This is a genomic window from Ottowia beijingensis (assembly GCF_042680925.1).
GTDB classification, from domain to species: Bacteria; Pseudomonadota; Gammaproteobacteria; order Burkholderiales; family Burkholderiaceae_C; genus Ottowia; species Ottowia beijingensis.
In genome coordinates this window covers 78610-103463 of record NZ_JBHUEP010000005.1, presented here as the reverse complement: position 1 = coordinate 103463, position 24854 = coordinate 78610, and the positions used below count along the sequence as shown (strand labels likewise).

Sequence of the window (24854 nt, the reverse complement as noted above, 5' to 3'; positions counted from 1 at the left end):
GGCGGCAAAGTAGTGCGGTGGGCTGGTATCCGCGCTCACCACGCGTCGACGAAGCCGCGCGCCGCACCGCGCGGCCCGCTGCTTGAGGCCAGCCCGCGCGCCAGCCAGGCGCGCGTGTCGGCCGGGTCGATCACGGCGTCGATCTCCAGCGCGGTGGCCATGTTCATCGCCTCGCCATGCTGGTACTGCTGCGCCACCAGTTGGGCGAACAGCGCGTCGCGCTCGGCGCCCGCGGGCACCGCCTCCAGCTCCTTGCGAAAGCCCAGGCGCACCGCGCCTTCCAGCCCCATGCCGCCGAACTCGCCCGTCGGCCACGCGATGGTGAAGAAGGGCTGGTGAAAGCCGCCCGCCGCCATGCCCATCGCCCCCAGCCCGTAGCCCTTGCGCAGCACCACGCTGAAGAACGGCACGCGCAGCGCCCCCGCCGCCACGAACAGGCGGCTGACGTGGCGCACCTGCGCGGTCTTTTCCACCTCCGGCCCCACCATGAAGCCGGGTGTGTCGATCAGGCTGACGATGGGTAGGCCGTGCGCGTTGCACAGCTGCATGAAGCGCGCGCCCTTGTCGGCGGCATCGGCATCGATGGCGCCACCCAGGTGCAAAGGGTTGTTGGCCATCAGGCCGACGGGCCGCCCCTCGATGCGCGCCAGCGCGGTGTGGATACCGGCGCCGAAGCCCGTGCGCAGCGGCAGCAGGCTGCCCTCGTCCACCAGGCCGCGCATCGCCGCGCGGGTGTCGTACACGCGCAGGCGGTTCTCGGGCACCACGGCGCGCAGGCCGCGCTGGTCGGGCGTGATCCAGTCCTTCACGCGGCCCTGGAAGAAGCTCAGGTAATGCCGCGCGGTGGCCACCGCCTCGCGCTCATCGGCCACCAGCACGTCGATCACGCCGTTGGCGTGCTGCACGTCGGCCGGGCCGATATCCTCGGGCGCGAACACGCCCAGGCCACCGCCTTCGATCATGGCCGGCCCGCCCATGCCGAGGTTGCTGTTCTTCGTCGCGATGATCACGTCGCTGCAACCCACCAGCGCCGCGTTGCCGGCAAAGCAGCGCCCGGCGACGATGCCGACCACCGGCACCTGGCCCGAGAGCGACGCATAGGCCGAGAAGGTGCCGATGTCCAGCCCCGCCAGCACATTCGAATCCACATCGCCCGGCCGGCCACCGCCGCCTTCGGCGAAGAGCACCACGGGCAGCTTCTCCTGCAAGGCCAGGCCCAGGATGCGGTCGGTCTTGGCGTGGTTGCGCATGCCCTGCGTGCCGGCCAGCACGGTGAAGTCGTAAGCCATCACCGCCGTGCGCGCACGCTCGGCGCCGAAGATGAGGCCGTTGACACCACCCACCCCCGTCACCATGCCGTCGGCCGGCGTGTTGGCGATCAGGTCTTCCATGCTGCGGCGGCGCGTCTGCGCGGCAATCGCCAGCGCACCGTATTCGATGAAGCTGCCTTCGTCGCACAGGTCGGCGATGTTCTCGCGCGCCGTGCGCCCGCCGCGCGCGTGGCGCCTGGCGATGGCCTCGGGCCGCGCGTCGTCCAGCGTGAGGGCGTGGCGATCCAGCACGCGCTGCAGGTCGGCGCGGATGTGGTCGGGGTCTTGCGCCGCCTGGTCAGCCGCCGCTTGCTCTGCCGCGTGTTCGGCCTCCTCCAGCACCAAGATTACATCGCCCTGCGCCACGTAGGCATCCGCTTCGGCGAACAGGGCACGCACCACGCCGGCGTGCGGCGCGCTCAGCACGTGCTGCATCTTCATCGCTTCCAGCACGGCCAATTCGGCGCCGGCGGGCACGGCGTCGCCCACCTGCACCGACAGCTGCACCAGGCGCGCCGGCATGGGTGCGAGGATGGAGCCTTCGGGCGCTTCGGCGGCAGACAGCGCAGAGGTTTGATTTGAATGAAATTGGCCTTCTGCGCCCGTCCGACGGGCGCGAACAGCTATATTTTTTGAAGCATCCAGCAGTTCTGGCAAAGCGGCTTCCAACCACCGCGTGTGCACCTGCTGGCTCGCCATCTCGGGGCGTTCTGCCAGCGCGCTCAACAAGGGCAGGTTGACCGTCAGGCCATCCACATGACATTCGGCCAGCGCGCGCTGCGAGCGGCGCAGCGCCGCCGCGAAGTCCGGGCCGTGCACGATCAGCTTGGCCAGCAGGCTGTCGTAATGCGGCGATGGCACCACCCTCGCCTGCGCATGTGTGTCCACGCGCACACCGGGGCCGCTGGGCCAGGCCAGATGCGCGATGCGGCCGCTGGCGGGCAGCGCATGGCCCTGCGCATCCAGCGTTTCGGCGTTGATGCGCCACTGGATGGCGAAGCCACGCTCGGGCACCGGCGTGTCTTCCGCCAGGCCAAGCTCCGCCAGCGTTCGCCCCGCCGCCACCTGCACTTGCAGCGCCACCAGGTCGATCCCCGTCACGGCCTCGGTCACCGTGTGCTCGACCTGCAGGCGCGGATTGGCCTCGATGAAGACGAAGGGCAGGTCGGCCGATGCCTCGTCCACCAGGAATTCGAACGTTCCCAGCCCGCGGTAGCCCGCGCGCCGCGCCATCGCCAGCGCGGCCTGCTCGATGCGCGCGCGCAACCCGGCCGCCAGCGTGGGGCTGGGGGCGATCTCCACCAGCTTCTGGAAGCGCCGCTGCAGCGTGCATTCGCGCACGCCCAGGCTCACCACCTGCGCGCCGTCGCCCATCACCTGCACCTCGATGTGGCGTGCACGCGGCATCAGGCGCTCGACGTACACGCCGCCTTCGCCGAACGCGGCCTGCGCCTCCGAGGTGCAGCGCTGCCACAGCGGCGCCACGTCTTCGGCGCGCTCCACCACCCGCATGCCGCGCCCGCCGCCACCCGCCACCGCCTTGATGACGATGCCGCCCGCGCCCTGCGCCATCTGCTCGGCGAAGAAGGCTTCGGCCTCGGACAGCGTCGTCGCGTGGTTCAGGCCCGGCATCAGCGGCACGCCGCATTCGGCCGCCAGCGCGCGGGCGCGCGCCTTGTCGCCGAACAGCGCCAGTTGCTCCGGCGTGGGGCCGATGAAGGTCAGGCCCGCATCGGTGCAGGCCTGGGCGAACGCCGCGCTCTCGCTCAGGAAGCCGTAGCCCGGATGCACCGCGTCGCAGCCCTGCGCGCGGGCGGCGACGATCAGCGCAGCACCATCCAGATACGCCGCCGGGCCGGTGGCCTGCAGCGCGACGGCGTGGTCGGCCAGCTGCGTGTGCAGCGCACCCGCGTCGTCCTGCGCGAACACGGCCACGCTGGCGCAGCCCAAGTCATGCAACGCACGAGCGATGCGGACGGCGATCTCGCCGCGGTTGGCGATCAGGATTTTTTTCAGCATAAGAGATCACTCACAGGCCACGGGCGCGGCCCTCACCCCAACCCTCTCCCAGAGGGAGAGGGAGTAAAACAGCACGCCGCGCGAAGCAGCGGCCTGACAAGACCAAGGCCGAGCGCAGCGATGGCCCGTGTCGCATTTCAACCTCCCCTCTGGCCGTGCCGAGAAGCGCAGGGCGTGGGGCGGGCGCGGCAGCGCAGCATGCCGCGCTTCGTGCTCTGACTCGCTGCGGTTGTCTGAGCGAAGCGCGCAAGCGCGCAGCGAGTTCCGCAGCGCCGCCCCGCGCCCGAGCATCGCAGGTCGCCCGCAGCGAAGCGAAGGGACACGGCCGGTGGGGTCGCCTTTCTTTTGCCTACTTTTCTTTGGCGAGACAAAGAAAAGTAGGTCGCCCGCCGGGGCGAACGCCCGGCCAGCCGCGCTCGCAGGCCCCACACCGTCACCATCAAGCCACATCCTTCAACAACCGCCGCAACACCTTCCCCGACCCCGTCGCCGGCAACGCGTCGATGAAGGCCACGTATCGCGGCGCCTTGTAAGTCGCCATGTTTTCCCGACTCCACGCCATCAGCTCCTCAGCCGACACCTCAGCGCCGGGCTTGCGAACCACAAACGCCTTCACCACCTCGCCCTTCTCCGCATCCGGCTCGCCCAGCACGGCCGCCTGCGCCACCGCCGGGTGCTTGATCAAAATCGTCTCCACCTCTTCCGGGAACACGCTGTAGCCCGAGACCTTGATCATCTCCTTGGTGCGGCCGATGAAGGTGAGATAGCCATCGGCGTCCATGCGGCCCTGGTCGCCCGTCCACACCCAGCCATCTCTCAGCGTCTTCGCGGTGGCCTCGGGCTTGTTCCAGTAGCCCTTGAAGTTGCCGGGCGACTTCACGGTGATCTCGCCCACCTCACCGACCGTCTTCTCGGCGCCGGTCTCGGCATCGACGATGCGGATCGTGACGCCCGGCATCGGCCGGCCGTGCGTGCCCCAGCGGATGGCGTCGTGCGGCATGCCGGTATCCATGGTGTGCGTTTCGCTCAGGCCATAGGCAGCTTCATAGCTGATGCACGGCCCGCGCGTGAACGCCTGCCACTGCTGCGCCAGCGGCTCGGTGAAGGTGATGCCGAAACTCGTGACCGGGTTGCGCAGCAGGCTCGCCAGGTCGAAGCGCTGCGCATCCGGCACCTGCATGCAGGCCACGTTCATCGGCGCGATCGAGTACCAGTGCGTGACCTTGTAGGCATGAATCGCCTGCAGCACGGCGACGGGATCGAAACGGAACAGCAGCACCTGCGTGGCGCCCGCCAGCACCGGCACGTTCACACCCATCAGCATGCCGGCGATGTGGTACAGCGGCGCCACCGACAGCGCCACGTGCTGCGCGCCGATGCCGGCCGATGCGGCCGTCACCTCCGTCTTGAACAGCGCATTGCCGAAGCTCAGCATGGCCCCCTTGGGCAGGCCGGTGGTGCCGCTGGTGTAAGTCATCAGGGCGATGTCATCCATCCCAATGGAACCTGGCGTTGGTCGCCGTCCACTCTGCGCACCCTGCTGCGAAATCTGAAGCATATCAGCGACGCCGGCCGGCAGCGGCGCCGACGCGGCCTGCAGCTCGGATGGCACGGGCAGCGTCGGCTCGGTCGGCAGCAGATCGCCGTAGCGCACCGCCAGCACATGCTGCAGCGCCGTCTGCGCGCGCACCTGATCGACGATGGGCAACAGGTTGTCGGCCGCGATGATGACGCGCGCCTGCAGGTCGCCCAGCTGGTATTCCAGCTCGTGCGCCTTGTTCAGCGGCCCGCAGGGGCAGACGATGGCACCGATCTTCTGGATCGCGTAGTGCGCCACCAGGTACTGCGGGCAGTTGTTCATGAACAGCGCCACCGGCGCACCCTTGCCCACGCCGAGCGACTGCAGGTGCGCACCCAGTGCGTCGCTCCAGTCATCCAAATCGCGCCAGCTGATGGCGCGGCCGTACCAGACGAGCGCCGCCGCGTCGGGCTTCTCGCGTGCGTGGCGGCGCAGGTGTGCGTGCAGGGGCTGGCTCTGGGTGGGCGGTGTCATCTTCTGGGTTCCTCGGGTCGCGCTGCCGGGCTGGTGCAAGACTTTGGCAACTCAATATAGCGATTCGACCGCGCACCACAGCGCCACGCCATCGCGCACGCGACAGCCCTGCGACAATCGGCGCCCGATGCAAGACACCACCACCTACATCCTGACGCTTTCCTGCCCCGACCAGCGCGGCATCGTGCACGCCGTGTCGGGCTTTCTGCTGGAGCGCGGCGGCAACATCGAGGAAGCCGCGCAGTACAACGACCACGACACCGGCCTGTTCTTCATGCGCGTGCAGTTCGCCTGCGCCGACGCAGGCGCCGAGGCGCTGCGCGAGCAGATCGGCACGCTGGCCGCGCGCTTCGACATGCGCTGGCAGCTGCACGCTGCGGCGCAGCCCATGCGCGCTGTCATCTTCGTCAGCAAGGAAGGCCACTGCCTGAACGACCTGCTGTTCCGCTGGAAGTCGGGCCTGCTTCCGCTCGACATCCGCGCCATCGTCAGCAACCACCGCGACTTCTACCAACTGGCGGCCAGCTACAACGTGCCTTTCCACCACATCGCCGTCAACAAGGCGAACAAGGCGCAGGCGGAGGAGCGGCAGCTGGAGATCATCGACGGCGAAGGTGCCGAGCTGGTGGTGCTGGCGCGGTACATGCAGGTGCTGTCCGACGCCATGTGCCAGCGGCTGGCCGGGCGCGCCATCAACATCCACCACAGCTTCCTGCCCAGCTTCAAGGGCGCCAAGCCGTACTACCAGGCGCACGACCGCGGCGTGAAGCTGATCGGCGCCACCGCGCACTACGTGACGGCCGACTTGGACGAGGGCCCGATCATCGAGCAGGACGTGGCGCGCGTGGACCACAGCCTGACGGTGGAAGACCTCACGGCCATCGGCCGCGACACCGAAAGCCAGGTGCTGGCGCGCGCGGTGAAGTGGCATGGCGAACACCGGGTGCTGGTGAACGGGCAGCGGACGGTGGTGTTCCGCTGACCCCGCGCCGCGGGCAGGATTTCAGCCCTTGACTGAACGAGTGCCGCGAGGCAGTCGGGCGGCGCTCTCAGACACCACCTGACCACCCTGCCGGCGGGCTTTGACGGCGTCCGTCATCGGCGGCGCAGCAGGCGCGCCAGCAACAGCAGCACGATCAGCCCCAGCACTGCCAGCAGCGTGTAGCGCACGGCATCGGGCTGGCTGTGCCACCAGGCAGCAACCGAACCGGCCGTGCCACTCTCAGCCGCACCCTCAGAAGCATTGGGCGCGGTTCCGCGGGTATCCAGCCATGCCAGCACACCTTCTCGTCCCACCAGCGCGACGTCGCCGCGGCTCAGCAAGTAGGGACGGGCGTCGGCGGCATCGCTGGCCTCCCCGAGTCGCTGCCACAGAATGCCCTGGCGTCCACCTTGGGCGCCCACCACCTCAGCAACCGACAGCCGGTCGAGACCGCTCATGTCGACCCAGTCGATCTCCTTGTTGCGAACCCGCAGGTGGCCGTTCGGCCCCACGCTGGTCGACGAACTGGCGCCTTGCACCGGTACCTCCATGCTCAGGAATGCCTGGTTCGGCTGTACCGGTGCATCACCAGCCGCCACCATCAGCTCCGCACTGCCCGGCGACATGCCCGAAGCAAAGGCCGTGCGGATCACGACCGGCAAGGAACCCACCGCATCTTCCAGATAGCGTTGCGGCACCACCAGCGTGGCGCGGTCCGTCATGTCCGGCAACAGACCGACGAAGCTCGCATCGGCCCGGCCCGGTCCCGTCACGATGTGGCTCGTCGGCAGCACCTGCACCGGAAAGCCCTGGGGAATCTCGTCGCAGTTGTGTGACAGGGGCTGACGCTGGAACACCGCCCGCAACACGTTGCGCATGCCCAGCACGTGGGATGGCACTTGCAGCGTGAGCGATTCCGGCGCGCCCTCGGCCTTCAACTGGGTCGACCCCAGCATGGTGTCGTTCCAGTACACCGACAGGATCGGCGGTGTGGTGGATGGCGAGGGCGCGGCCACCACATTCAGCACGAGTTGCTTGGGCACGCGCCCACCCCCCAGCACGGCCGCCAGCGGAAAGCTGCCGCTCCATTCGCCCTTGGCGACCACGTCGATGCTGCTACCGCCGGCGCCCAGGGATGCCAGGCTGAAGGTGTTCTGGCGTTGGGGATCGACCGTCTTGGCCGACTGGACCTGCGCGGTCGGACCCTGCAACACCTGGCGCCAGACACTGTCCAGCGCGCCGACCACACCCGCACCACCCGTCGATACGGCCAGCGTCGGTTGCCCGCCCAGCGCAGCGGTGCGAACGCCGGCAGCACCCTTGACGCCATCGGCGCCAGCGGTTGCCAACAACTGATCACCCCACGCCGCCAACGCGGCTTGCGCCTGCGTGTCGCCACTCATCTGCTGGGACAACGCCGCGATGGCATCGCCCACGCGCTTGCGCAGTTCAGCGTCCACCACCAGCACATCCCCGCGGATGGCGCCGCCCCCCGACAGCATGAGCGCAGCCAACTGCGCGGCGTCTTCGATCTTCAAGCCCGAACCCGACCGGAGCCCAGCAAATGCCGGCACACCTGCGAGCGCAGCCGGCACCGACACTTCGCCCAGCGTGACGTTGCTTCCCACGTCGGGCAGCGCCGCCACGCGCGGCGCCTTGCCGGCGCGGGTCAGCGCCGTACCCAGGCGCCAGGCCGTGTCGTACGCGTCCTGGGCCAGTTTCGTGCTGCCCACCAGCAACACGGGCTGCGGCGGCAGCAACCGCCAGGCTTCGTCCACACTCAGGTTCGACAGGCCGTGCCTGAACACCAGCCGGGAATCCGGCGAGATGGTGAGTACGTTGCCCGTGTCCCGCTCCAGCTGGCAGTAGTTGACCGTGGTCAGCGTCTGCCACTGCACGCCCAGGCGCGCAAAGCCGTCGGGCTGGGCCCGTGGCGCCACAGACAGATCGACCGCCAGGGCCGCATCACCTTCCGCCACCGTCTGCGTGTACTGGGGAATGCCGTTGACCGAGAGGATGACGCCGGTGCGTCCTTCCTCCGTCTTGTGGGTGCGGCCGGAGAAATGGATCCGCGCATCAGTCACGTTCGAGCGCGGCATCGGGAAGTAGAAATCGCGGCTGGCGGACTCCTTGAGCAAGGCCACCGGCTCCACCACACCCAGTGCCGACAGTCGAACCTCGCGCGTGTACGACCCATGGGTCGTCAACGCCTGGATCGCTTCGCTGGCGGGGCTCGCCCAGACCGACGTCCCCATGAAGGCCAGCGCAGCGCCGAGAACGCTGATACGTGCTGCGGCACGCAGGCCCGAAAGTTCTGCAGTTGCAGTCATTCTCACTCCCTTCTCATGCAATGTGATGCCCTCGGAGGCGACGCTTTTTCGCAGTCGGCCACCCAGCATTTAATGTAAACAATCGCCATGCGCTCAGCCAGCCCACCGGACAAACCTTCGGCAGACTGGCCACGACGTGCCGAGGACAGGCATTGAGGAGCAGTGGCCAGGCACGGCCATCAGGCGCTTCTGGCCCGCACGCCGAAGATGGCCGTGCCGATACGCACCATCGTGCTGCCGGCCGCCACCGCGGCTTCCAGGTCGGCGCTCATGCCCATCGACAGGGTGTCGAGCCCCAGCCCTTCGGCATTCAACTGATCAAAAAGCGCCCTGGCCCTTGCGTGGACAGCGCAAGCAGCTTCGAAATCAGGAGCAGGCTCGGGGATCGTCATCAGCCCGCGCAGCGCAAGGCGCGGCAGGGCAGCCACGGCGCGGGCCAGCGCCAGCGCCTCGGCGGGTGCCACGCCGGACTTGGTCGGACCGCCGTCGATGTTGACCTGGATGCACACGTTCAGCGGCGCCAGCCCCTCGGGCCGCTGGGCCGACAGGCGCTCGGCAATTTTCAGCCGGTCCACCGTGTGCACCCAGTCGAAGTGCTCGGCCACCAGGCGCGTCTTGTTGCTCTGCAGCGGGCCGATGCAATGCCACGCCAGCGCCAGGTCGCGCAGCTGTGCGATCTTGTCGATGCCCTCCTGCACGTAGTTTTCGCCGAAGGCGCGCTGCCCGGCGCCGGCGGCGGCGCGCACCGCCTCGGCGCCGAAGGTCTTGGAGACCGCCAGCAATGTGACATCTTCCACGTTGCGCCCGGCGAGCTGGCAGGCTGTGGCGATCCGTGCACGCACGTCTTGGAGGTTGCGGGCGATGGTCGTCATAATGCCCGCAGCGTATCAAACTGAAACCTTGGTTTCACTGTTTCCTATTGGGGCTTCGCCGTGGACATTACCCAGTTGCTGGCTTTCAGCGTCAAGAACAAGGCTTCCGACCTGCACCTGTCGGCCGGGCTGCCGCCCATGATCCGCGTGCACGGCGACGTGCGCCGCCTGAACGTGGACCCGCTCGACCACAAGCAGGTGTTCGCGATGCTGTACGACATCATGAACGACACCCAGCGCAAGGTGTACGAAGAAAACCTGGAGGTGGATTTCTCGTTCGAGATCGAGGGCCTGGCGCGCTTTCGCGTCAACGCCTTCAACCAGAACCGCGGCGCCGCCGGCGTGCTGCGGACGATTCCCAGCAAGATCCTGACGCTGGAGCAGCTCAACGCACCCAAGATTTTCGGCGACCTGTCGCTCAAGCCCCGCGGCATGGTGCTGGTGACCGGGCCCACGGGTTCCGGCAAGTCCACCACGCTGGCGGCCATGATCAACCACCTGAACGAGTCCGAATACGGCCACGTGCTGACGGTGGAAGACCCGATCGAATTCGTGCACGAATCCAAGAAGTGCCTGATCAACCAGCGCGAAGTGGGGCCGATGACGCACAGCTTCGCCAACGCCCTGCGCTCGGCCCTGCGCGAGGACCCGGACTGCATTCTGGTGGGCGAGATGCGCGACCTGGAAACCATCCGCCTGGCCATGACGGCAGCCGAAACCGGCCACCTGGTGTTCGGCACGCTGCACACCTCGTCGGCCGCCAAGACGGTGGACCGCATCATCGACGTGTTCCCCGCCGAAGAAAAGGAGATGGTGCGCGCCATGCTCTCGGAATCGCTGGTGGCGGTGATCTCGCAGACGCTGTGCAAGACCAAGGACGGCAACGGCCGTGTGGCGGCGCACGAGATCATGCTGGGCACCCCCGCCATCCGCAACCTGATCCGCGAGGCCAAGGTGGCGCAGATGTACTCATCCATCCAGACCGGCAACGCCATGGGCATGCAGACGCTGGACCAGAACCTGACCGAGCTGGTGCGCCGCAACGTGATCAGCCCGGCCGAGGCGCGGTCGAAGGCGAAGATTCCGGAAAACTTCCCAGGGTAATCAAATCGCCCCCAGGCTCCACATGCTTCGCACTGTTCCGCCACCCCCCCGTCCGGGGGCGCGCCCAGCGGGCGGGCCAAGCCCTTCCACGGGCGCACTGGCATGGCCTGCTCCGCGGCCGCTGGACGTCTTCGTCCGCCGATGCCCGTAGAACTCAGCCGGAGCGCCCCCAAGGCGCCCACTAAGGAAAGAAACCATGGAACGCGATCAGGCCAGTAAATTCATCAACGACCTGCTCAAGCTGATGCTGCAGCGCAAGGGCAGCGACCTGTTCATCACGGCCGACTTTCCGCCCGCCATCAAGGTCGACGGCAAGGTCACCAAGGTGTCGTCGCAGAACCTGACCGCCGGCCACACGCTGGCGCTGGTGCGCAGCGTGATGAACGACAAGCAGGCGGCCGAGTTCGAACGCACCAAGGAGTGCAACTTCGCCATCTCGCCCGCGGGCATCGGGCGCTTTCGCTGCAACGCCTTCGTGCAGCAGGGGCACATGGGCATGGTGATGCGGGTGATTCCGCAGGAACTGCCCACCATCGACACCCTGGGCATGCCGCAGATCCTGAAGGACGTGGCCATGTCCAAGCGCGGCCTGACCATCCTGGTCGGCGCCACCGGCTCGGGCAAGTCGACCACGCTGGCGGCCATGGTGGACTGGCGCAACGTCAACAGCCAGGGCCACATCATCACGATCGAGGACCCGGTCGAATTCGTGCACCCGCACAAGAACTGCATCGTCACCCAGCGCGAGGTGGGGCTGGACACCGAAGACTGGGAAGCGGCGCTGAAGAACACGCTGCGCCAGGCGCCCGATGTCATCCTGATGGGCGAGATCCGCGACCGCGAAACGATGGAGCACGCCGTCGCCTTCGCCGAAACCGGCCACCTGTGCCTGGCCACGCTGCACGCCAACAGCGCCAACCAGGCGCTCGACCGCATCATCAACTTCTTCCCCGAAGAGCGCCGCCAGCAGCTGCTGATGGACTTGTCGCTGAACCTGCGCGCACTGATCTCGCAGCGCCTGATCGCCAAGCAGGAGGGCAAGGGCCGCACCGCCGTGGTCGAGATCATGCTCAACTCGCCTTTGATCAGCGACCTGATCTTCAAGGGCGAGGTGGGCGAGATCAAGGAGATCATGAAGAAGAGCCGCGAACTGGGCATGCAGACCTTCGACCAGGCCCTGTTCGACGCCTTCGAGGCCAACCTGATCAGCTACGAGGACGCGCTGCGCAACGCCGACTCGGCCAACGACCTGCGCCTGCAGATCAAGCTGACCAGCAAGCGCGCCAAGTCGCTCGACCTGGCCGCCGGCACCGAGCACCTGCAGATCGTGTGACACCCCCCTGAGCGGCTGACGCCGCTTCCCCCCTCTCCTGCGGGAGGGGGGACAACGCCAGTGGCCGGGGAGACCCCGGCCACGGCGTTCGCTGGCGCGGCCTGCTCCGCGGCCCTTGGAATCGGGCGAGTCAGCCGGTCGATGACACAATGAATCGCCGCACGTCGGCGACGCGCCGCACCGATCTTCGATGTCGCGCCACCTGCCAAGTCATTCGTCATTCGCTTCCGGAGTCCCCCGCATGAACACCACCATCAACGCCAAGACCTACGAATCCACCGCGCCGCGCCAGGTCGCCTTTCTGGGCCTGGGCGTGATGGGCTACCCCATGGCCGGACACCTGGCGATGGCGGGTCACACGGTAACGGTCTACAACCGCACTGCTACCAAATCCGAAGCGCTCTGCGCCCAGCTGGCGAGCACCGGCAGGGTGAAAAGTGCCGAAACGCCGAAGCTGGCTGCGGCGGGTGCCGACATCGTGTTCTGCTGCGTCGGCAACGACGACGACCTGCGTCAGGTGGTGCTGGCCGACACCGGCGCGCTGGCCGGCATGGAGCCCGGCGCCATCTTCGTCGACCACACCACGGCCTCGGCCAACGTCGCGCGCGAGCTGGACGAAGCAGCGCGCGCACGCGGCCTGCAGTTCATCGACGCGCCGGTTTCCGGCGGCCAGGCTGGCGCGCAGAACGGCCTGCTGACGGTGATGTGCGGCGGCGATCCGTCGGCGTTCGATGTCGTGAAGCCCGTGGCCATGGCCTTCTCGCGCGCCTTCACGCTGATGGGCCCCAGCGGCGCCGGCCAATTGACCAAGATGGTCAACCAGATCTGCATCGCCGGGCTGGTGCAGGGCCTGTCGGAGGCCATCGCCTTCGGCCAGCGCGCGGGGCTTGACATGGCGCAGGTGCTCGGCGTCATCGGCAAGGGCGCGGCGCAGAGCTGGCAGCTCGACAACCGCGGCCCCACCATGGTGCAGGACCAATTCGACTTCGGCTTTGCCGTCGACTGGATGCGCAAGGACCTCGGCCTGGTGCTCGACGAAGCCAAGCGCAACGGCGCCCGCCTGCCCGTCACCGCGCTGGTGGATCAGTTCTACGCCGACGTGCAGCAGATGGGCGGCGGCCGCTGGGACACCTCCAGCCTCATCAAGCGGTTGAAATAAGCCGCAGCGACGAAGCCGAGACAAGCGGGCTGCGCAGCAAGCCCGCCCAAGTCGAATGGCCGCGGAGCAGGCCGCTCGGGAACGCCGTGGCCGGACCTGCGCCGGCCACCAGCGTTGTCCCCCCTCCGGGGGGAAGTCGCGCCAGCGGCACAGGGGGGAGCTATTTCATCGGCGGCAGCGTCTGCACCTGCACCGGCGGGCGCGGCTGCTCGATCACCGGCTGCGTGACCGGGCTGACGACCACGCCCGTGGCCTGGTCGCCCGCGGCGGGCAGCGTGGGCGCCGCCGTGCCGCTCACCGCCGGGTCGGCCACCGGCGCGGCGCTGGTCGTCACGCTGCTGCCCCCCGCCGGATCGGCAATCAGGTCGATCACGCGCACCACGCGCTGCACGCCATCGGTCTGGCGCGCCACCTCGGTGGCCAGCGCGGTTTCGGTGGCCGTCAGGCGGCCCATCAGGTAGGTCGTGCCGCGTTCGGTGGTCACGCGGATGCTGCCGGCGGGCACGCCGTTCTGGTTCATCAGGCGGGTGCGCACCTTGCTGGTGATCAGGCCGTCGTTGGAGCGCTGCAGCGTGCTGGATTCGGGCATCACCGCCAGCTCGTTCACCACGCCCGCCACGCCGGGCACGGCGCGCACCTGCGCGGCCACCAGCTGGCTATCCTGCGCGCTCGGCACTTCGCCGGTGATCAGCACCTTGCGGTAATAGCTGGTGATGTTGACGTGGCCGCGGCCCGGCAGGGCACGCACCACGGCGTCGCCCGCGGCGGCCTCGATGGTGCGGTCGGCCTCCTGCGTTTCGCCGCTGCGGCGGTCGGCCGTCATCAGCAGCGCGCCGGCCCCCACGGCGCCACCCACCAGCGCGGCCGGCACGCAGCCGGCCAGCCCGGCCGCCAGCACCAGCGTGGCACAGGCCGCGGCGCGCAGACTCAAACGTTTCATTCGGAACTCTCCTCGTCACCAAGCAGTTGCAGATCGAGGCCGTCGCACAGGCAGTGCAGCACCAGCTGGTGCGCCTCGTGGATGCGCGGCGTGCGCTCGTGCGGCACGCACACGTGGACGTCGGTGTCGCGCAGCATGTGGCCCAGCTCGCCGCCGCCGCGGCCCGTGAGGGCGATCACGCTCATGTCGCGCTCGTGCGCGGCCTGCGCGGCCCGCACCAGGTTCACGGCCTGGCCGTTGGACGACAGCACCAGCAGCGCATCGCCCGCGCTGCCCAGCGCGCGCACCTGGGCGGCAAAGGCATCGGCGTATTCACCGCGGCGCGCCACGGCGGTGAGCGTGGCCGCGTCGGTGCCCAGCGCCAACGCCGGCAGCTCGGGCCGCACGCGCTCCAGCCCGCCCACCATCAGCGCCGCCATGTACTGCGCCAGCGCGCCGGAGGCGCCGTTGCCGCAGATCAGCACCTTGCCGCCGCCGGTGACGCAGGCCAGCAGCGCCTGCGCGGCTTCGTCGATGGGGCGTGCCAAGGTCTGCGCCCACTGGTACTTCAGGTCGGCACTGTCGATGAACTGCTGGTGAACGCGTTGCTCGGGCATCGGCGCCGATCATAACGCGGCAGCGCGCGTTCGGTGCAAATTTAGGAGCAACAGGCTCCCCCTGAGTCGCCTTCGGCGCCTTCCCCCGGAGGGGGACAACGCTGGCGGTCGGCGCAGGTCCGACCGCGGCGTTCCCGAGTGGCCTGCTCCGCGGCCGCCCGTGCTTGGCGGGCCTGCTGGGCGGCCCCCCGCGGTGATGCGCGTCTGATACTTTTGCGCGCTCAAAGAAGACAGCTTCTCGCGCGCGAGGCGATGACGAAATGACCTCGCTGCGCTTCCATGACGGCGGCTGCGCCGCCATGACGCCAGCCGCGTGCGAGGCATTTTGCGCATCACGGGCGTCATTTCGTCATCACGCCGCGCAGCGGCGAAGTCATTGCGTCATCCGCAAAAAAAACCAACGCTTGGAACGCAAAACGGTACGAGTCGGTACTCAACCAGCGTCGAAAGCGCCCTTGATCCACTCGATGCGATCACCCTCGATGGCCACCACGTCGAAGCGGCACGGCGGCGGCTGGCGGTGGCGCAACAGGTAGTGGCGCGCGGCCAGCACGATGCGGCGCTGCTTGTTGGCGCCCACGCTGGCGGCCGCGCCGCCGTGCGTGGCGCTGCCGCGTGCGCGCACCTCCACGAACACCAGCGTGCCGCCGGGCGCGCGCATCACCAGGTCGATCTCGCCGCCGCCGCGGCCGGGGGTTCGATAATTGCGCTCGAGCAGCGTCAGGCCGGCGCGCAGCAGGTGCGCCAGCGCGGCGTCCTCGGCCGCGGTGCCGCGCACGCGGGTGGTGGCGCCGGCGGCGGCGCGATTGAAATTCCACAGTGCCATCGTCGTGGCGCTAGCTGAGCGATCCCATGTCCACTTCGCCCCCCATCGGCAAACCCTCGTTCGACCTCGCGCTGCAAGCCGCGCTGCAGGCCGCGGGGCCGCAGCATTATCCGGCCGGCGCGCTGTACGTCGTCGCCACGCCCATCGGCAACCTGGCCGACATCACGCTGCGCGCGCTGCACGTGCTGGCGCTGGCCGACGCCATCGCCTGCGAGGACACGCGCCACACCGCGCCGCTGCTGCGCGCCTACGGGCTGGACGGCAAGCCGCTGATCGCCCTGCACGAACACAACGAGGCCGAGGCGGCGCAGGGCGTGATCGCGCGGCTGCAGGCGGGCCAGCGCGTGGCCTGCGTCAGCGACGCCGGCACGCCCGCCGTCAGCGACCCCGGCGCGCGCCTGGCCGCCGCGTGCGCCGCCGCCGGCCTGCGCGTGGTGCCGCTGCCGGGCGCCAGCAGCGTGACGACGGCCATCAGCGCCGCCGGGCTGGCGGGCGACGGGCAGTTCGTGTTCGCCGGCTTTCTGCCCACCAAGCCTGGCGAACGCGCCAGCGCCGTCGATGCGCTGGCGGCCGAACCGCGCGCCGTGGTGCTGCTGGAGGCGCCGCACCGCATCGCCGCGCTGGCCCATGCGCTGGCCGCCCTGGGCGCGCGGCCGGTGACGGTGGGGCGCGAGCTGACCAAGCAGTTCGAGCAGATCGCCACCCTGCCCTGCGCCGAGCTGCCCGCCTGGCTGGCCGCCGACGCGCAACGCCAGCGCGGCGAGTTCGCCCTGGTGCTGCACCCGGCCGATGCCGCCGCCGCGCCGGGCGACGAGGCGCGCGTGCTGCGCCTGCTGCTGGCAGCGTTGCCGACCAAGACCGCCGTCAAGCTGGCCGCCGAGATCACCGGCGCGCCGCGCAATGCGCTGTATGAGCGGGCGCTGGCGCTCAAGCAGATGACGGATGACGAATGACGCCGGCTGGCGCCGGCATGACGAACAAGCCCTGGCCGCGGAAGCGCAGCGAAGCCATTGGCCGCCGTTCTGGCACACGCAAGAGCGCGCAAGGCTCGAAATCAAGCGATAGCTATTTGGCGCGGTATTGCAATATGAAAACAGGAGCTGCTTGCGCCCGATGAACGGGCACTGAAGCCGTTTTTCTTGATGCAAAAAATCTGACAGGTCCCCCCCCATGGATGCAGGGCCGGCGCGGGAGAAGCCCGCATACCGTCTTGCGTTCAGAACGATGACAAATGACTGCGTCTGGCGCCGCATGACAAATGACGAATGCCTTTTTTGTCATTGAAGCGCAGCGAAGTCATTTGTCATTTGTCATTCGTCATTTTTGACAGCGCATTGGTATCAGGCAAAGAACGCGTAGGCCACAACGATGGCCGCCACCAGCCCCACGGCGTCGGCAAACAGGGCGCAGGGCAACGCGTGGCGCGTGTTCTTGATGCCCACGCTGCCGAAATACACCGCCAGCACGTAGAAGGTGGTCTCGGTCGAGCCCTGGATGATGGCGGCCAGCTTGCCCGCGAACGAATCGACGCCGTGCGCCTGCATCACGTCCACCATCAACCCGCGCGCGCCCGAGCCGCTCAGCACCTTCATCAGCCCCACCGGCACGGCGGGCAGAAAGTCGGTCGGCAGCCCCAGCGCCGCCACCGCCGCGCCGATGGCGCCCACAGCCAAATCCATCAGCCCCGCCGCGCGGAACACGGCAATCGCCACCAGCATCGCCACCAAGTAGGGGATGATGCCCACGGCCACGCCAAAGCCCTCCTTCGCGCCATCGACGAACGCCTCGTACACATCCACCCGCCGCAGCGCGCCGGCCACCAGAAACAGCGCCACCACGGCCAGGATGAAGCCGGCGCCGATCAGCCCCATCCACTGCGCCGCCTGCTCGGGCGGCAGGCGCGACAGCCACCACACCAGCGCCCCCACCGCCGCCCCGAAGCCCGCCAGCGGCCCCAGCAGGCTGGCGCGCCACAGCGAGATGCGCTGCACCGCCGCTACCAGCACCAGCGCCGACAACAGCCCGCAGGCGGTGACGATGAGCGTGGGCAAGAAGATGTCGGCCGCGTTGAAGCCCACCAGCCCCTGCTTGACGGCCATCGTCTGCCGGATGGCGATGACCGAGGTGGGGATCAGCGTCAGCCCCGCCGTGTTCAGCACCAGGAACATGATCTGCGCGTTGGTGGCGGTGCCGGGCCGTGTGTTGAGCGACTGCAGCTCCTGCATCGCCTTCAGCCCCAGCGGCGTGGCGGCGTTGTCCAGCCCCAGCAGGTTGGCGCTGATGTTCATCGTCACCGCGCCCTGCGCCGGGTGCCCCGCCGGCACGCCCGGAAACAGGTGGCGGAACACCGGGTTCACCCCGCGCGCAAAGGCATCCACCATGCCCGCGCGCTCGCCGATCTTCATGAAGCCCAGCCACAGCGCCATGATGCCGACCAGGCCAAGCGAGATGTCGAAGCCGGTCTTGGCGGCATCGAACATCGCCGTCATCAGGCGCGGAAAGACCGTGAAATCACCCTGAAAGGTCTGCACCAGCGCGACGGCGATGGCGCTGAGGAAGAAGGAGAGCCAGACGAAATTCAGGACCAAATCAGACTTTCCCTAGATTCCAATTCTCGCGGAACACTACAAATACTGAAGCAATAGAAGCCATTCCCTTTTACGACGCTGCGATCTGATGAAAGGGCAAGTAGATGTGTCCCGTTTGAGCGGCATACCGCTTCTTCCTAAGCAGAAGGCTTACGAAGTCAATGCGTTCCTTAAAGACGGCCATAAGGTCCGCACCATCCATGAGCAAAACGACGGCACCTCCAGCGGCGTGAGCAGCTACCCCGTCCGGAGAAAAGCCATTGATCGACAGAAAGACGCCAAGTGTGTTTTCGAGCTTCCGACGAACCTTGCCAGAAAACGAGTCCAGTGCAGCAGCGTTGACCAGTTCCTGTTGCCACTTGGCCTCAAAAAGGTAGTCGGTACCATCGAAAGAGAAGGCGCCATCAATCTGCTCACCAGTGTTGCGAAACGAGGCCTTGGGATCGAGATCAAACAGCTCGAACAAGTCGTACATGACGCGCTCCAGCTCGAACCCCCGACTCTGCATATTCCAGGACATTACGAGTGCCATGTACCGATTCTTGATGTCCTCCAATCTTTGTCTGACCGCCGCATTCGTTCGCAGCTTCTCTGCAGCACGACGCTGCCGATCAGCAAGCTCATCAGCCTCTTTGCGAGCTTCTTGGTGGGGTGTTACCAAAGCCTTGAGTTGAGTAACCGCTATCCGTGCGCGTTCAGCCTTCTGAGCGCCTCCATCGAGTTGCTGCAAATGCTCAAACGTAGTGATACTGCAAACTTCATTGCAAAGACGAGTCAAATCCCCGAGGTGCTTGTCTTGGTCTCGGACGAGGTAGTCAACCAAGTCGGATACCACTTGCCTCTTGTAGCTGTCCCAGTTCAGCGTAGCGAGGACTGACGGATTCGAAAGACACTGCTGGAGAAAGCTCTTCAGGTCAGCCTTGTACCAATAGACCGCGCACAATGCTTCCTTGAGCGCGGGAACTGCTGCTGGCGTGAGTCGCTTAGTCATGACATAAAAGTCTGGTCGTTGTTTGTCGAGTCATTTAGGCGGGATGTTGAGCGCGGTGCGCAGGCTTCCTAGCGGCCTGAGCCTCACGCCCCACAACACTTCTTGTACTTCTTCCCGCTCCCGCAAGGACACGCATCGTTGCGCCCCACCTTGCTGCTCTGCGCCGGCGCCACGCGCGGGCCCAGGCTCTTGGCGATGTCGTACAGGTCGTACACGGCCCACAGCGCCTCGCCGAAGGCGTCGAAGCGGGCCTGGCTGACGCTGGGCGGGCCGTCGTCCTCGTACAGGTTCAACACCGGCGTGTCCGTGTCGTCGTCGGTCAGGTCCTCAATGCAGGCCAGTGCGTCGGCCAGCATGTCGGCGATTTCCTTGTCGCGCGGCGGCGCCCAGTCGTCGGCCCAGTGATCGACCGCCGCCAGAAAGCCAACCGCCCACACCTGCGCCAGCGCTGGCGGCGGGCCGTCTTGCCCCTGGGTGGCCTCGGCGCGGTCGGCTTCGGGCAGGCAGGCCAGCAGGCCGCGCCAGTCCATCACGGCGGGGCTGAGGGCGCGCTCGTCCTCCAGCGAATCGACCTTGGCGTTCAGCGCGGCGCGCAGCTGCGATTCGCGCTCCAGCCAGCCCATGCTGAACTGCGTGCGCTCGGCCGGGCTGGCGAACACGTCGGCGCCGTCGCGGCCGAAGATGAAGGGCAGCCATTCGTCCTCGCCGATGGCGCGGCGCGTGCACAGCAGCGCGGTGAGCACGCCTTCGCAGAACTCCCACTGCGGCGTGTCGGGGTGGCGCTCGCGCACGACGTCGAGCACGTCTTCCAGCGCGTCGAGCGTGGCGCTGGTGGCGTCGTCGAATTCGTCGCTGCGAGCGTCGTCGGAGGGTGCGTGGGTGGGGTCGGTCATGGCGCAATTTCTGAGGGCGATGCGCGGATGGTAGCGGCGCCAGTTCGATCAATCATCCAATGGCCGCGGAGCAGGCCATGCCAGCGACCGCCCGAGCCGGGGTTCCCCCGGCGACCGGCGGTGTCCCCCTTCCCGCGAAGCGAGAGAAGGGGGGAAGCGCCGTCAGGCGCTCAGGGGGATGTTCCCTATTTTTTCCGCATCCCGAGCCAGATGACGGCGCCCACCACGATAAACGCCCCCGCCACCTGCACCGGCGCGATGGCTTGGCCGAGGATCAGCCACGCCAGCACCAGCGCGAACACCGGCTCGACGTTCATCACCGCCGAGTTGCCGACCACACCCAGGCGCGGCAGCACGGTGAACAAAATGGTGATGCCGGTGCCGTACAGCAGCGTGAGCAGCGCCAGGCCCCACCAGCCCGCCGTGGCGGTGGGCAGCGCGAAGCCGCCGCGCCAGGCCACGGCCACGCCGGCCAGCAGGCCGACGATGGCCATGGTGGCGAAGGTGCGCAGGCGGCCATCCAGCCCGCCGGCCTCATGCTGCGTCAGCACCAGCGCCAGCCCGAAGGTGGCAGAGGCCGCCAGCGCATAGCCCACGCCGGCGCCGATCTCGCGCCACTGCCCGGCCGCGCCCAGACCCGAAGCGGCGCCCAGCACGTCCAGCGCCAGCACCAGGCCGAGCAGGATCACCGGCATGGCGATGAGCAATGCGCGCTCAGGCTGGTGGCGGTACAGCAGGCGTGCCCACAGCGCCGTCATCAGCGGAAAGCTGTTGAACACCAGCAGCGCCAGCGCCACCGGCAGCCGCGCGACGGCGGAATACAGGCACAGGCTTTGTACCGCGATCAGCACGCCGATGAGCGGCAGGGCCTTGCGCTGACGCGGCGTGAGGGTGAGCGGTACCCGGTAGATCGCCAGCAGCGCGCCCACCACCAGCGCCGTGGCGATGCTGCGGAAGGTGACGGCCGTGGGCACGTCCACGCCGTGGTTGAAGGCCAGGCGCGCGGCGACGTGGTTGGCACCCATCACGAAGGCGATGAACAGCAGCGTGAGGAAGGCCAGGGTGCTGAGGGCGCGGGTGGGCGGGGTCATGGGCGGGCGCCCTCGCTCGGCACCGCACGCCCCAAGGGTCTTGCTCCCTCGCCCCTCTGGGGAGAGGGCTGGGGTGAGGGGCGGGCCGCGTGGGGGCGGTGCGGCCGCCGGGCCCCTACCCCGGCCCTCCCCCAGCGGGGGAGGGGGAAGCAGCCCTCACCCCCGCCCTCTCCCGCTGGCGGGAGAGGGAGCAAGGCCGGGCAAGGTGATGCGGTCATGCCGCCGCAGGATACAAACCCCGCACGCGCGCATGCAGCCGGCTCAGGCCCAGCAGCGCATCGGTGTACGGCGTGGGCACCTGCGTGAGCTGGCCCAGCTCGCGCACCGAGGAGACCAGCGCATCCAGCTCCACCGGCTTGCCGGCTTCCACGTCCTGCAGCATCGAGGGGCGCATGGCGCCCAGCTTGCGCGTGACGGCGTGGCGGTCTTCGGGCTGCTCGGCGATGGGGATGCCGATGCGCGCGCCGATCTCGCGGGCCTCCAGCATCACGGCGCTGAGGAAGCCTCGCACCAGTTCGTCGTCGAGCACGCGGTCGGCGCTGGCGCCGGTCATGGCGCAGACCGGGTTGATGGTCATGTTGCCCCACAGCTTGTACCAGACGTCCTTCTGGATCTGCGGCGAAAGCGTGACGTCGAAGCTGGCCTTGGTCAGCAGCTCGGCGAGCGCCCGCACGCGCGGCGTTTCACCGCCGGCCGGCTCACCCACGATCAGGCCCTGGCCTGCACGGTGGCGGATGACGCCCGGCGCATCAACCGAGCAGCTGGCGTGCACCACGCAGCCGATGACGTGCTGCGCCGGAATGGCCTGGGCGATGGCGCCGCCCGGATCGACCGACTGCAGCGTGAGCCCGGCCACCGGCCCGCCGAAGCCCTGCAGGAACCACCAGGGCACGCCGTTCATGGCGGTCAGCACGATGGTGTTGGGCCCGATCAACGGCTGGATGCGCCGCGCCACGTCGGCCATGCCGGGCGCCTTGACGGAGACGATGACCAGGTCCTGCACGCCGAGCGCGGCGGTGTTGTCGCTGGCGGTGACGGCTTGCGCGCGCTCGGCCTCGCCTTCGCGCAGGCGCAGGCCGTGCGCACGCACCGCCGCCAGCGTGTCGCCGCGCGCCACCACGCTCACGTCGCAGCCGCTGGCGGCCAGCCTGACGCCCATCCAGCCGCCGATGGCGCCTGCGCCGTAGATGGCGATTTTCTGTATCATTTTGGCCTCCAGCGCTTGCCTGCTCTGCGCAAGCAGCTTCAATTTTTATAGCTTGCGTCGATGCGCTCGATCTGCCGCACCAAGGCGTTGAACACATCCTGCCCAGCGCCGTGCTTTGGGTCGAACTGCAGCGCATCGCGCGTGCACTTGGCGGCGATGGCCTCGGGCACCGGCAGCGGCGCGCCCATGCTCTGCGTGGCCAGTTGAATCTCGCAGGCACGCTGCAGCGTCCACAGCACGGCAAAGGCCTGCGGCAGCGTCTGGCCCCAGCTCAGCAGGCCGTGGTTGCGCAGGATCACGGCCTGCTTGTTGCCGATGCTGGCCAGCACGCGCGGGCCTTCCTCGGCGTGGATGGTGATGCCCTCGAAGTCGTGCGTGGCCACCATGTCGTGCAGCTGCGCGCTGTAGAAGTTGCTCTGCGACAGGCCGCTGGCCAGTGAAGCCACCGCCACGCCCGCCGTCGTGTGCGTGTGCATCACGCAGTGCGCGCCATCGATGCCGCCGTGGATGGTGCTGTGCAGCACGTAGCCGGCAGGGTTGATCGGGTGCGGCGAGCCATCGAGGATGTCGCCCGCCAGGTTCACCTTGACCAGGTTGCTGGCGGTGACCTCGTTGTAGTGCAGGCCGAAGGGGTTGATGAGGAAGTGCTTCTCTTCCCCGCTCACGCTGCCCGGCAGGCGCAGCGTGATGTGGTTGTAGATCATCTCCGTCCAGCCGAGGAGCGCGAAGATGCGGTAGCAGGCGGCGAGCTGGACACGCGCGGCGCGTTCGTCGGGGTGCATCTGCGCTGCAGTGCTGGTTGGACGGGTTTGCAACATGCCGTTTGCTCCTTGTTCAATAGCTGCTCGCGCTTGTCAGACGGGCGCTGGAGCCCGATTTGACCCCAAACCTGTTTCAGTAACTCGACGGCCCCGCCGCCCCTGCGCCATCCTTGTACTTCGCCAACAGGGCGCGCGCGCCGCTGTCCAGCAGCATGGTGTCGGCGCCCACGGCGACGAAGCGCGCACCGGCCGCCAACCACTTGCGTGCCTGCGGCTCGCTGGTGGCCAGGATGCCCGGTGCCTTGCCTGCTTTCAGGATGCGGGCGATGCCGTCCTCAATGACCTTCTGCACCTCGGGGTGCGCGGCGTTGCCGGGGTGGCCCATGCTGGCGCTCAGGTCGGCCGGGCCGATGAATACGCCATCCACACCAGGCGTGGCGGCGATGGCGTCCAGGTTCTTCATCGCCTCCACCGTCTCGGCCTGCACCAGCACGCACACGCGGTCGTTGGCCTCGTGCACGTATTGCGGGTGCGCTTGCCAGCGCGAGGCCCGCGCCAGCGCGCTGCCCATGCCGCGCACGCCGGTGGGCGCGTAGCGCGCGGCGGCGGCCACCTGGGCGGCCTGCTCGGCGGTATCGAACATCGGCACCAGCAGCGTCTGCGCGCCGATGTCGAGAAACTGCTTGATGATCGCCGTGCCCGCCTCGCCCGTGCCCAGCGGCACGCGCACCACGGGGTGCGAGCGCCCGTCGCCAAAGGCCTGCTGCGCGCTGGCCACGGCCTGCAGCTGGGTAAGCGTGCTGCGCACGTCGTTGGGGGCGTGCTCGCCATCCAGCAGCAGCCAGTCGTAGCCGACACCGGCGATCAGCTCGGTGCTGTAGGGGCTGGCCAGCGCCACCCACAGGCCGATCTGGGCGCGGCCTTGTTCAAGAGCTTGCTTGAAGGGGTTCAGCGGGGTCTGCATGTTGTTGGTATTCCTCAGACGAACTTGAATGCCATCTTGCCGAGCGGGCCGTAGTCCGCCTCGAACAGGTCGCCCACTTTAGCCGCCACGGGGCGGGTGAAGGAGCCGGCCAGCACGATCTGCCCGGCCTTCAGCGATTCGCCCCAGGGCGCCAGCTTGTTGGCCAGCCAGGCGATGCCGATGGCCGGATCACCCTGCACGCCGGCGGCCAGGCCCGTCTCTTCCACGACGCCGTTCTGGCGCAGGATGGCGCCGACCCAGGGCCGGTCGATGGCGCGCGCGTCGGCGCGGCCGGCCCCGACCACGATGCCGGCGTTGGCCGCGTTGTCGCTGATGGTGTCGAACACCTTGCGCATCGCCTTGGTGTGGCGGTCGAACTGCTCGATGCGGGCGTCGATGATCTCGATGGCGGGCGTGACGTACTCCGTCGCGGCCAGCACCTGCTCGACGTCGACATCGGGGCCTTGCAGGTCCTTGTTGAGGATGAAGGCCAGCTCCACCTCGACACGCGGGGCAATGAAGCGCTGTGCCGGAATCTCCAGCACCTCGCCCGGTTGGCAGGTGAACAGCATCGAATCGAGCAGCGTGCCGTAGTCTGGCTCGTCGATCTGGCTGGCCTGCTGCATGGCGCGCGAGGTCAGGCCGATCTTGTGGCCGATCACCTGTCGGCCCTCGGCGATTTGCCGCGCGACCCACGCACGGCTGATGCGGTAGCCGTCCTCGATGGTCATGACGGGAAAGCGCTTGGAGAAATGCTCGACGGGCGTGCGCGTGGTTTCGCTCTGGTGCAGTTCGTCGGCGAGTTGGTCGATTTGTTCGGAAGTCAGCATGTCAT

General features: G+C 68.2%; 20 protein-coding genes. 5 read left to right on the top strand and 15 right to left on the bottom strand.

Annotated elements, in window-relative coordinates:
* Positions 1–35: 35 nt before the first annotated feature.
* Positions 36–3329: a carboxyl transferase domain-containing protein gene (locus ACFSCU_RS03865; protein ID WP_377559951.1), complete on the bottom strand. Its 3294-nt coding sequence runs from the start codon at positions 3327–3329 to the stop codon at positions 36–38.
* 439 nt (positions 3330–3768) lie between these two features.
* Positions 3769–5382 carry an AMP-binding protein gene (locus ACFSCU_RS03860; RefSeq protein WP_377559950.1) on the bottom strand — a complete coding sequence of 538 codons (1614 nt, stop codon included), beginning with the start codon at positions 5380–5382 and terminating at the stop codon, positions 3769–3771.
* A 127-nt stretch (positions 5383–5509) separates the two neighbouring features.
* On the opposite strand from ACFSCU_RS03860, the gene purU reads away from it, so the two are divergent.
* Positions 5510–6364, top strand: coding sequence for a formyltetrahydrofolate deformylase (gene purU, locus ACFSCU_RS03855; RefSeq protein WP_180550612.1), 855 nt, complete (start codon positions 5510–5512; stop codon positions 6362–6364).
* A 113-nt stretch (positions 6365–6477) separates the two neighbouring features.
* Here the strand turns inward: purU and ACFSCU_RS03850 are convergent, their stop codons facing one another.
* Both ACFSCU_RS03850 and ACFSCU_RS03845 read right to left on the bottom strand, forming a co-directional pair.
* A complete protein-coding gene (locus tag ACFSCU_RS03850) occupies positions 6478–8694 on the bottom strand; it encodes a hypothetical protein (RefSeq protein WP_377559949.1) in 2217 nt (738 codons plus the stop codon).
* Positions 8695–8873: 179 nt separating this feature from the next.
* Positions 8874–9566: a YggS family pyridoxal phosphate-dependent enzyme gene (locus ACFSCU_RS03845; protein WP_377559948.1), complete on the bottom strand. Its 693-nt coding sequence runs from the start codon at positions 9564–9566 to the stop codon at positions 8874–8876.
* A gap of 60 nt (positions 9567–9626) precedes the next feature.
* Between ACFSCU_RS03845 and ACFSCU_RS03840 the strand changes: the two genes are divergently transcribed.
* From ACFSCU_RS03840 to ACFSCU_RS03830, 3 genes are all read left to right on the top strand, one after another.
* Positions 9627–10670 (top strand): type IV pilus twitching motility protein PilT, encoded by a 1044-nt coding sequence (locus ACFSCU_RS03840; RefSeq protein ID WP_180550608.1) that lies wholly within the window; start codon positions 9627–9629, stop codon positions 10668–10670.
* A 196-nt stretch (positions 10671–10866) separates the two neighbouring features.
* A complete protein-coding gene (locus ACFSCU_RS03835; protein ID WP_180550607.1) occupies positions 10867–12003 on the top strand; it encodes a PilT/PilU family type 4a pilus ATPase in 1137 nt (378 codons plus the stop codon).
* Positions 12004–12244: 241 nt separating this feature from the next.
* Complete coding sequence (locus ACFSCU_RS03830) at positions 12245–13162, top strand: NAD(P)-dependent oxidoreductase (RefSeq protein WP_180550606.1); 918 nt, start codon at positions 12245–12247, stop codon at positions 13160–13162.
* 160 nt (positions 13163–13322) lie between these two features.
* Here ACFSCU_RS03830 and ACFSCU_RS03825 read toward each other — a convergent pair whose 3' ends face one another.
* The 3 genes from ACFSCU_RS03825 to ACFSCU_RS03815 form a co-directional block, all read right to left on the bottom strand.
* Positions 13323–14102, bottom strand: coding sequence for a BON domain-containing protein (locus ACFSCU_RS03825; RefSeq protein ID WP_333707516.1), 780 nt, complete (start codon positions 14100–14102; stop codon positions 13323–13325).
* The gene (locus ACFSCU_RS03820; RefSeq protein WP_333707518.1) at positions 14099–14698 is read right to left on the bottom strand and encodes an SIS domain-containing protein; all 600 of its coding nucleotides are present in this window, start codon (positions 14696–14698) and stop codon (positions 14099–14101) included. Before ACFSCU_RS03820 ends, ACFSCU_RS03825 begins: the two co-directional genes overlap by 4 nt.
* A gap of 433 nt (positions 14699–15131) precedes the next feature.
* Positions 15132–15524: a YraN family protein gene (locus ACFSCU_RS03815; protein WP_333707519.1), complete on the bottom strand. Its 393-nt coding sequence runs from the start codon at positions 15522–15524 to the stop codon at positions 15132–15134.
* Positions 15525–15550: 26 nt separating this feature from the next.
* On the opposite strand from ACFSCU_RS03815, the gene rsmI reads away from it, so the two are divergent.
* Entirely contained in the window at positions 15551–16477 is a 927-nt protein-coding gene (gene rsmI, locus ACFSCU_RS03810) for a 16S rRNA (cytidine(1402)-2'-O)-methyltransferase (protein WP_377559946.1), read from the top strand.
* 387 nt (positions 16478–16864) lie between these two features.
* Here rsmI and ACFSCU_RS03805 read toward each other — a convergent pair whose 3' ends face one another.
* The 8 genes from ACFSCU_RS03805 to hpaH form a co-directional block, all read right to left on the bottom strand.
* Positions 16865–18112, bottom strand: coding sequence for a nucleoside recognition domain-containing protein (locus ACFSCU_RS03805; protein ID WP_180550603.1), 1248 nt, complete (start codon positions 18110–18112; stop codon positions 16865–16867).
* Between the two features lie 70 nt (positions 18113–18182).
* Entirely contained in the window at positions 18183–19103 is a 921-nt protein-coding gene (locus ACFSCU_RS03800; protein ID WP_180550602.1) for a hypothetical protein, read from the bottom strand.
* Between the two features lie 83 nt (positions 19104–19186).
* Entirely contained in the window at positions 19187–19996 is an 810-nt protein-coding gene (locus ACFSCU_RS03795; RefSeq protein ID WP_180550601.1) for a YecA/YgfB family protein, read from the bottom strand.
* Positions 19997–20181: 185 nt separating this feature from the next.
* Positions 20182–21087, bottom strand: a complete 906-nt coding sequence (locus ACFSCU_RS03790; RefSeq protein WP_377559945.1) for an EamA family transporter — start codon at positions 21085–21087, stop codon at positions 20182–20184.
* A 214-nt stretch (positions 21088–21301) separates the two neighbouring features.
* Positions 21302–22294, bottom strand: a complete 993-nt coding sequence (locus ACFSCU_RS03785; protein WP_180550599.1) for a 2-dehydropantoate 2-reductase — start codon at positions 22292–22294, stop codon at positions 21302–21304.
* A 38-nt stretch (positions 22295–22332) separates the two neighbouring features.
* On the bottom strand, positions 22333–23112 hold the full coding sequence (locus ACFSCU_RS03780; RefSeq protein ID WP_180550598.1) for a class II aldolase/adducin family protein: 780 nt from the start codon (positions 23110–23112) through the stop codon (positions 22333–22335).
* Positions 23113–23188: 76 nt separating this feature from the next.
* Positions 23189–24019, bottom strand: coding sequence for an aldolase/citrate lyase family protein (locus tag ACFSCU_RS03775; RefSeq protein WP_180550597.1), 831 nt, complete (start codon positions 24017–24019; stop codon positions 23189–23191).
* 14 nt (positions 24020–24033) lie between these two features.
* Positions 24034–24849 (bottom strand): 2-oxo-hept-4-ene-1,7-dioate hydratase, encoded by an 816-nt coding sequence (hpaH, locus tag ACFSCU_RS03770; RefSeq protein ID WP_180550596.1) that lies wholly within the window; start codon positions 24847–24849, stop codon positions 24034–24036.
* Between the last annotated feature and the right edge of the window lie 5 nt (positions 24850–24854).

Excerpts from the sequence above, each read along its gene's own strand:
- ACFSCU_RS03865 (WP_377559951.1), bottom strand. The coding sequence starts at position 3,329 with ATGCTGAAAAAAATCCTGATCGCCAACCGCGGCGAGATCGCCGTCCGC.
- ACFSCU_RS03860 (WP_377559950.1), bottom strand. The coding sequence starts at position 5,382 with ATGACACCGCCCACCCAGAGCCAGCCCCTGCACGCACACCTGCGCCGC.
- purU (WP_180550612.1), top strand. The coding sequence starts at position 5,510 with ATGCAAGACACCACCACCTACATCCTGACGCTTTCCTGCCCCGACCAG.
- ACFSCU_RS03850 (WP_377559949.1), bottom strand. The coding sequence starts at position 8,694 with ATGACTGCAACTGCAGAACTTTCGGGCCTGCGTGCCGCAGCACGTATC.
- ACFSCU_RS03845 (WP_377559948.1), bottom strand. The coding sequence starts at position 9,566 with ATGACGACCATCGCCCGCAACCTCCAAGACGTGCGTGCACGGATCGCC.
- ACFSCU_RS03835 (WP_180550607.1), top strand. The coding sequence starts at position 10,867 with ATGGAACGCGATCAGGCCAGTAAATTCATCAACGACCTGCTCAAGCTG.
- ACFSCU_RS03830 (WP_180550606.1), top strand. The coding sequence starts at position 12,245 with ATGAACACCACCATCAACGCCAAGACCTACGAATCCACCGCGCCGCGC.
- ACFSCU_RS03825 (WP_333707516.1), bottom strand. The coding sequence starts at position 14,102 with ATGAAACGTTTGAGTCTGCGCGCCGCGGCCTGTGCCACGCTGGTGCTG.
- ACFSCU_RS03820 (WP_333707518.1), bottom strand. The coding sequence starts at position 14,698 with ATGCCCGAGCAACGCGTTCACCAGCAGTTCATCGACAGTGCCGACCTG.
- ACFSCU_RS03815 (WP_333707519.1), bottom strand. The coding sequence starts at position 15,524 with ATGGCACTGTGGAATTTCAATCGCGCCGCCGCCGGCGCCACCACCCGC.
- rsmI (WP_377559946.1), top strand. The coding sequence starts at position 15,551 with ATGTCCACTTCGCCCCCCATCGGCAAACCCTCGTTCGACCTCGCGCTG.
- ACFSCU_RS03800 (WP_180550602.1), bottom strand. The coding sequence starts at position 19,103 with ATGACTAAGCGACTCACGCCAGCAGCAGTTCCCGCGCTCAAGGAAGCA.
- ACFSCU_RS03795 (WP_180550601.1), bottom strand. The coding sequence starts at position 19,996 with ATGACCGACCCCACCCACGCACCCTCCGACGACGCTCGCAGCGACGAA.
- ACFSCU_RS03790 (WP_377559945.1), bottom strand. The coding sequence starts at position 21,087 with ATGACCCCGCCCACCCGCGCCCTCAGCACCCTGGCCTTCCTCACGCTG.
- ACFSCU_RS03785 (WP_180550599.1), bottom strand. The coding sequence starts at position 22,294 with ATGATACAGAAAATCGCCATCTACGGCGCAGGCGCCATCGGCGGCTGG.
- ACFSCU_RS03780 (WP_180550598.1), bottom strand. The coding sequence starts at position 23,112 with ATGTTGCAAACCCGTCCAACCAGCACTGCAGCGCAGATGCACCCCGAC.
- ACFSCU_RS03775 (WP_180550597.1), bottom strand. The coding sequence starts at position 24,019 with ATGCAGACCCCGCTGAACCCCTTCAAGCAAGCTCTTGAACAAGGCCGC.
- hpaH (WP_180550596.1), bottom strand. The coding sequence starts at position 24,849 with ATGCTGACTTCCGAACAAATCGACCAACTCGCCGACGAACTGCACCAG.